Annotated in this window: 5 protein-coding genes and 1 pseudogene; 5 read left to right on the top strand and 1 reads right to left on the bottom strand. The window is 70.2% G+C overall.

All coding sequences use genetic code 11. The annotated features are described in order from the left end of the window. The 4 genes and pseudogenes from JMF90_RS15330 to JMF90_RS15315 all read left to right on the top strand — a co-directional run. A partial coding sequence (locus tag JMF90_RS15330) for a TRAP transporter large permease (protein ID WP_236597983.1) occupies positions 1 to 1,453 on the top strand: 1,453 nt, incomplete at its 5' end. 8 nt (positions 1,454 to 1,461) lie between these two features. Further along, a pseudogene (locus JMF90_RS15325) lies at positions 1,462 to 2,546 on the top strand (LacI family DNA-binding transcriptional regulator). Continuing rightward, positions 2,543 to 3,565, top strand: coding sequence for a D-isomer specific 2-hydroxyacid dehydrogenase family protein (locus JMF90_RS15320; protein ID WP_011547581.1), 1,023 nt, complete (start codon positions 2,543 to 2,545; stop codon positions 3,563 to 3,565). Before JMF90_RS15325 ends, JMF90_RS15320 begins: the two are co-directional and overlap by 4 nt. Next, on the top strand, positions 3,562 to 4,443 hold the full coding sequence (locus JMF90_RS15315; protein WP_011547582.1) for an amidohydrolase: 882 nt from the start codon (positions 3,562 to 3,564) through the stop codon (positions 4,441 to 4,443). Before JMF90_RS15320 ends, JMF90_RS15315 begins: the two co-directional genes overlap by 4 nt. 90 nt (positions 4,444 to 4,533) lie before the next feature. Here JMF90_RS15315 and JMF90_RS15310 read toward each other — a convergent pair whose 3' ends face one another. Beyond that, positions 4,534 to 5,622, bottom strand: a complete 1,089-nt coding sequence (locus tag JMF90_RS15310) for a calcium:proton antiporter (protein WP_011547583.1) — start codon at positions 5,620 to 5,622, stop codon at positions 4,534 to 4,536. Between the two features lie 543 nt (positions 5,623 to 6,165). On the opposite strand from JMF90_RS15310, the gene JMF90_RS15305 reads away from it, so the two are divergent. Continuing rightward, positions 6,166 to 7,676: 3-hydroxyacyl-CoA dehydrogenase (locus JMF90_RS15305; RefSeq protein ID WP_201325206.1), on the top strand; the 1,511-nt coding region annotated here is incomplete at its 3' end.

The raw sequence follows: 7,676 nt of genomic DNA, 5'->3' as shown, positions 1-7,676 counted from the left end.
CTGGATCAACGGGTATCCGATGATGTTCGGCGCGCTGTTTATGACCGTATTCGCGCTCGCCAATGCGCTGAACGCGCCGCGCCGCCGGGTGATCGGCACGTTCGTGTGCTGTGCGGCGCTCGCGGGCGCCGTGTACGGCTGGAACGCGCTGTGGCCCGCGCAGGCGGTCGCGCCGGGCACGCTGCTGGTCGCGGGCTTCGTCGGCGGGCTGGTGCTCGGCGTGCCGATCGGGTTCGTGCTGGCGTTTTCGGCGCTGCTGTATTTCCTCGCCGATCCGACGCTGCCGCTGCTCGTCTACTCGCAACAGGTGATGGCCGGGGCCGACCACTTCGTGCTGCTCGCGGTGCCGTTCTTCGTGCTGGCGGGGCTGCTGATGGAGACCAACGGGATGTCCGCGCGGCTCGTCGAGCTGCTGCTGCGGATCTTCGGGCGCGTGCGGGGCGGGCTCGGCCTGATCGTGATCTTCGCGACGGCGTGCTTTTCCGGCGTATCGGGCTCGAAACTGGCCGATATCGCGGCGGTGGGCGGCGTCGTGATGCCGGCGGTGCGCCGCGCGCGGCAGGACCCGAACGAAACCGCCGCGCTGCTCGCGTGCAGCGCGGTGATGGCCGAGACGATTCCGCCGTGCGTGAACATGATCATCATGGGCTTCGTCGCGAACATCTCGATCGCCGGGCTGTTCGTCGCGGGGATCGTCCCGGCGGCCGTGCTGGCCGCGTCGCTCGCGGTCGTGACGGTGATCACCGGGCGCAAGATCGACGTGGCCGAGGTGTTCGGCGAGCGTCGCGCATGGCTGCCGCTGGCGGGCGGCGCGCTCGTCGCGCTGGTCATGGTCGCGATGATCGGCAAGGGCGTGACGTCGGGGATCGCGACGTCGACCGAAGTGTCGGCGTTCGCGGTGGTCTACGCGCTCGTCGTGGGCTGGATCGCGTTTCGCGAACTGACGTGGCGCTCGGTCGGCCGCGTGTTCGTGCGCGCCGCATCGATGGCGAGCGGTATCCTGTTCATCGTCGCGGCGGCGTCGAGCGTGTCGTTCGCGCTGTCGATCGAGCAGATTCCGGCCCTCGTCTCGGGCACAATGACGGCGTTTGCCCATCAATACGGCGCGACGATGTTCCTGCTGCTGGCGGCGCTGCTGATGATCGTGTTCGGCGCCGTGCTCGAAGGCGCGCCCGCGCTGATCATCTTCGGGCCGCTGCTCGCGCCGATCGCACTGCAGCTCGGTATCAATCCGCTGCATTTCGGCACGGTTGTGGTGGTGGCGATGGGGTTCGGGTTGTTCGCGCCGCCGGTCGGGCTCGGGCTGTTCACGACGTGCGCGATCACGGGCACCGAGGTCGGGCGCGTAGCTCGGCCGATGGTGAAATACCTGCTGGTGCTGTTCGCTGCCCTCGTGGCGCTGATCTTCGCACCGGCGTTTTCGTTGTGGCTGCCGGCCCATTTCGGCCTGTAGCCCGTTCCATGCAAGACGACATGAGTACGATTCAGGACGTGGCCCGTCATGCGGCCGTTTCGGTCAGCACGGTTTCGAACGTGCTCAACGGACGCACCGACCAGATGAAGCCGGAAACGCTCGAACGCGTGAAGGCGGCGATGGACGCGCTGCAGTACCGGCCGAGCACGCTCGCGCGCCAGCTCAAGACGGGGCAGACGCCGCTCGTCGGGCTGCTGGTGCCGTCGATGGCGAACCCGATGTACGGCTACATCGCACGCGAGATCGAGGCCTGCGCGCAGGAACGGTATGGCCATCGCGTGCTGATCGGCAACACGTACCGCGATGCGCGCAAGGAGGCGTCGTTCTTCGACGATCTCTATGCGCACGGCGTGCGGCGCGTGATCGTGATCTCGTCGCTCGCCGACGAAAGCCACCTCGAGCGTGCGGCCGAGCGGGGATGACGGTCGTCAGCTACGACCGTCGCGCGACACCCGGCGAGCAATCGAAGGTCGATCACGTGACGGCCGACAACGAGGCGGCCGCGCGGCTCGCGACGCGCCGGCTCGTCGAAGCGGGCCATACGCGGCTCGCGTTCGCGACGGTGGCCGGCGTCACCGTGAGCCGCAGCGACAAGATCCGCGGCTTTCTCGCCGTGGCGAGCGAGGCGGGCGGCGCCACCCAGGCGCGCGTGCTCGACGGCGGCCCCGCGAACGAATACGGCGACTCGGTGATCGTCGATGTCGGGCGTGCGCTCGGCGTCGAGCTCGCGGCCGATCCGGCGCGGCCGACCGGCATCGTCGCGGTCAACGACCTGTTCGCGCTCGGCCTGATGGCCGGGCTGCGCGACGGCGGCTTGCGGGTGCCGGACGATGTCTCCGTCATCGGGATGGACGGTCATTTCCTGTCGGCGATCTCGTGGCCGGCGCTCACCACGGTGCAACTGCCCGTCACCGAAATGGCCGGCGAGATGGTGCGGCGCGTGATGCGGCAAGAGGGCGACGCGCCGGCCGCATCCGGGCAATGCGTGTTCGCGGACGTGACGCTCGTGGAGCGCGCGTCGGTGGCGTCGCCGCCGACGCAGGCGGCCGGCACGCGGGGGGATTACGCATGACGCGCGTCTACGTCACGCATCCGGCCGGGATGATCGACCACTACTACGGCGCCAGCGCGTTGCGCGCGCTGCGCGCGATCGCGGACGTCACCTGCAACCCGCACGATCGCGAACTCGACACGGACGAGCTGATTGCCGCCGCGCAGGGATGCGACGCGATCATCGCGTACCGGCAGACGCCGGCGCCTCGCGCGCTGTTCGCGGGGCTGCCGGCCCTCGCCGCGTTCCTGCGTTGCGCGGTCGACATCCGGACGGTCGACGTCGCCGCGGCAAGCGCGTTCGGCGTGCTGATCACGCAGGCGAGCCCCGGCTTCGGCCCGGCCGTCGCCGAATGGGTCGTCGGCGCGATGATCGAGCTTGCGCGCGGGATCGGCGGCTACGCGGACGCGTATCACCGCGGCGCGCCGCCGGTGCCCCGGATGGGGCGAGAATTGCGCGGCAGCACGCTCGGCCTGATCGGCTATGGGCAGATCGCGCGCCATCTCGCCCCGGTCGCGACGGCGCTCGGCATGCGCGTGCTCGTCAGCGATCCATACGTACGGGTCGACGCGCCTCCGCTCGAACAGGTCGACTTCGCCACGCTGCTGCGCGACGCGGATTTCGTCGTCTGCCTTGCGCCGGCCACGCCGGCCACCGCGAATCTGATCGATGCGGCGGCATTCGCCGCGATGAAGCCGGGCGCGTGCTTCATCAATGCGTCGCGCGGCGAACTCGTCGACGAACAGGCGCTGGCCGACGCGCTCGCCAGCGGGCGGCTGGCCGGTTGCGCGCTCGACGTCGGCCGCGCGGCGGACCAGATGCCGACGCCCGCGCTGGCCGCGCATCCGCGCGTCATCGCGACCCCGCACATCGGCGGCCTGACGCTGCCGGCGATCGAGCATCAGGCGCTGGAGACGGTCGACCAGCTTGCTGCGTTGCTCGACGGACGCGTGCCGACCGGCGCGGTCAACGCCGCGCAGGCGACGCGGCTCGCGCGCTGGCGCGCATCGCATGCGTCCGTCGCACCGGGCGGGCGATGACGCGCGACGAGGCGGGCGGCACGCGGTTCGCCAACGCGTGCGATTGCCATATCCACATCTACGACGATGCGTATCCGCTCGCGCCGACGGCGACGTTTCGACCGCCCCATGCGCCGGTGGCTGCCTATCGGCGCATGCAGCAGGCGCTCGGCCTCACGCGTGTGGTCGTCGTGCAGCCGACCGGCTATGGCTTCGACAACCGGTGCACGCTCGACGCCTTGGCCGCACTGGGCCCGCAGGCGCGCGGCGTCGCGACGGTACCGGTCGACGTGCCGGAGGCCGAGCTGGAACGTCTGCATGCCGCCGGCATGCGCGGCGTGCGCTTCATGATGCTGGCGGGCGGCACTGCGCAATGGCGCGATCTGGAGCGGATGGCCGCGCGGATCGCGCCGCTCGGCTGGCATATCGACCTGCAGTTCGACGGCCGCACGCTGGGCGAGATCGAGGCGACGCTGTCGCGGCTGCCTGCGCGTATCGTCATCGATCACACGGGCAAGTTCCTGACGCCCGTCGCGCCGGATGCGCCGTCCTTCCTCGCACTGCGACGCCTGCTCGATCGCGGCCACGCATGGGTGAAGCTGTCCGCGCCGTACGAGACGTCGCGATCCGGCGCACCGGGCTACGACGATGTCGGGCGGCTTGCCGCCGTGCTCGCGCGCGGCCATTCGGCGCGCTGCGTGTGGGGCAGCAACTGGCCGCATCCGAACGCGTCGCCGCCGCCCGACGATGCGCGTCTGCTCGGCTGGCTGCACGATTGCGCGGCCGACGACGCGATTGCCGGCGCGATCCTGGTCGACAACGCGGCTGTGCTTTATGGATTTCACGCGGACACGCAGCCCGAAACCGCCACGTCATGCGCCATCGCCCCCGTCCGGTAACGGCGGCGTGAAGCGAGGCAGAGGGAGGAGACTTGAAGACGTGCGCGCGGCCCGGCGGAGAGCATCCGGCGGGCCGCGCGCAGCGGGACGTCAGTGGGTGAACGACAGGAACAGATAGGCGGCGAACAGCGCGACGTGCACGACGCCGTGCAGCACCGTCGTGCGCCCCTGGCTCAGCGTGAGCGTGCTGACCAGCAGCGTGAGCGCGAGCAGCACCGTCTCCATTGCGCCGATCCCGAGCGTGAGCGGCTGGCCGACCCAGATGAACACGGCCGCGACGGTCGGGATCGTGAGCCCGATGCTCGCGAGCGCCGAACCGAGCGCGAGGTTCATGCTGGTCTGCAGGCGGTTCGCGCGCGCGGCGGTGACGGCCGCGAGCCCTTCCGGCAGCAGCACGAGCGCGGCGATCACGATACCGACCGCGGCTTCGGGCGCGCCGAGCTTCAGCACCGCATGCTCGACGGCCGGCGACAGCAGCTTCGCGAGCAGCACGACCGCGACCAGGCTCGCGAACAGCAGCACCATGCTGGTGATCGCGGTGCGGTTGCTCGGCGCCGCCGCGTGCACCGCTTCGTCGGCGGTGTCGTGCGCGGCGAGGAAGTAGTCGCGGTGGCGCACGGTCTGCACGAACACGAACGCGCCATACAGCACGAGCGATGCGACGCCGGCGAACGCGAGCTGCGATTTCGAGAAGAACGGGCCCGGGGCGGCGCTCAGGTAGTTCGGCATCACGAGCGACAGCACCGACAGCGACGCGAGCACCGCGAGCGCCTTGCTCGCGCCGCGCCCCTGGAAGTCCTGTTCGCCGTGCTTCCATGCGCCGACCAGCAGGCAGATGCCGACGATGCCGTTGCAGATGATCATCACGGCGGCGTAGACGGTGTCGCGGGCGAGGCCCGATTTTTCCGGGCCCGCGCCGAGCATCACCGATACGATCAGCGCGACTTCGATGACGGTCACGGCGACCGCGAGCACGAGCGTGCCGAACGGTTCGCCGACACGGTGCGCGACGACTTCCGCATGGTGGACGGCGGCGAACACGGCGCCGGCGAGCGCGGCGGCGAACACCGCGATGACGAGGCCTTCGGCCGGCACGACGCGCGACAGCGCGAGTACCAGCCAGGCGGCAAGCGGGGCCCAGAGGGTCCAGCGCGGGAGCTGGTTGGACGAGAGCGGCATGGAGGGTTTCCTGATGCGAGTGGCGGCGCGCGACGCGCCGTCACGGGTTGACGAAGCCCGGCCGTACTATCCGCCGAACGAGGACGATGAAACCGAGGGGGGCGGCACGCAACGGTGCTGCCCTGGGTTCGCTGCCGCGAGGCGGCGAGGGGCGCGGGCGGGTCGAAGCCCGTCGCGGAATGAAACGGTTCGATGCGGCTGCCCGCGGACGGCGGGACGAGCACACGTGGCAACGCGCGGGCCGGAAGCTTGACTCGACCCCGAAAGGGAGCGATGGACAGCGGTGACGGCGCGACACGCGTTTCCCCCTGGAATCCGGCAATTTGTCGAATTTTATCAGGCGATCGGGGGTCACTATCTCATATTCGAACGCTTACGTTGACCTTTCTGTTTACAAAAAGTGCCCCGGTCTTTCGATTTTTTTGTCTTTGCAGTTTCCGTAACGCTCTCTTGCCCGACACATTCGGGCTCGCCCTGACATAAATCTACCGACCGGTCGGTTTATAATCGCTCGCACTTCCCCTTCATGACGGATCGCAAGCGATGGCTGTTTCCTCTGCACATTCGGTGAACTCGGGCGCGCTCGCGCCGTCGGCCGTCGTCGGCGTGATCGGCGCCGGCGCGATGGGCGCGGGCATTGCGCAGGTCGCGGCGGCGGCCGGCCATGCGGTGCTGCTGTACGACCTGAACGAAGCAGCCTGCGACAAGGCGCTGGCCGGCATCCGCGCGCAGTTCGCGCGGCTGGCGGAGAAGGGCCGGCTCGAACCGGCGCAGGCCGACGCAGCCGGCAACCGGCTCCGCGCGGTGCGCGCGCTGGCCGATTTCGCGGGCGCCGCGCTGATCGTCGAAGCGGCGGCCGAACGGCTCGACGTGAAGCGCGAGATCTTCGCGACCCTCGAACGTCATGTCGACGACGCGTGCGTGCTGGCGACCAACACGTCGTCGATCTCGATCACGTCGATCGCGGCCGGGCTGCGCGTGCCGCAGCGCGTCGCCGGCCTGCATTTCTTCAATCCGGCGCCGCTGATGGCGCTCGTCGAGGTGGTCAGCGGGCTCGCGACCGCGCCCGAGGTCGCCGGGATGCTGCATGCGACCGCCGCCGCGTGGGGCAAGCAACCGGTGATGGCGAAATCGACGCCGGGCTTCATCGTGAACCGCGTCGCACGGCCGTATTACGCGGAGGCGCTACGCGTACTGAACGAGCAGGGCGGCACGCCGGCCACGATCGACGCGGTGATGCGCGAAGCTGGCGGCTTCCGGATGGGGCCGTTCGAGCTGATGGACCTGATCGGCCACGACGTGAATTTCGCGGTGACCGAGTCGGTGTTCCGCGCGTACTTCAACGACCCGCGCTACACGCCGTCGCTGATCCAGCAGGAACTCGTGAACGCGGGCTTCCTCGGGCGCAAGTCCGGGCGCGGCTTCTATTCGTATGCGGACGGCGCGACGCCGCCCGCGCCCGATCTCGAGCCGCCGCGCGCCGCGCCGGCCGACGTCGTGCTGTTTGCGCAGGAAGGCCCGGCCGCCGCGCTGCACACGCGCCTGGCCGAACGGATCGAAGGCGCGCGGCGCAACGGCGCGCATGCGGACGAACTGCTCGCCGTGGCCGGCCGCGCGTCGATCGCGCTGACCGATGGCCGCACCGCGACCGCGCGCGCCGCCCAAACGGGCGTGGCCGACCTCGTGCTCGTCGACCTGGCGCGCGATTACGCGCAGGCCGGGCTCGTCGCGCTGACGCGTGCGCTCCAGTGCAACGACGCCGCGTATGCGGACGCGGTCGGCCTGTTCCAGCAGGCGGGCTTTCGCGTGGTCGGCATCGCGGACGTGCCGGGAATGGTCGCGATGCGCACCGTCGCGATGCTCGCGAACGAGGCGGCCGACACGGTCAACCAGGGCGTGTGCTCGCCGGCCGATCTCGATCTCGCGATGGAGAAGGGCGTGAACTATCCGTGCGGCCCGCTCGCGTGGGCCGATGCGATCGGGATCGGCCGCGTGCATCGCGTGCTGTCGAACCTGGCGGCGAGCTACGGCGAGGACCGCTATCGCGTGTCGCC

It is taken from the genome of Burkholderia sp. E168m23 (assembly GCF_016586125.1).
GTDB lineage: Bacteria > Pseudomonadota > Gammaproteobacteria > Burkholderiales > Burkholderiaceae > Burkholderia > Burkholderia orbicola.
Note: the sequence above shows the minus strand (reverse complement) of the source record. Positions and strands in the feature narration are given on the sequence as shown.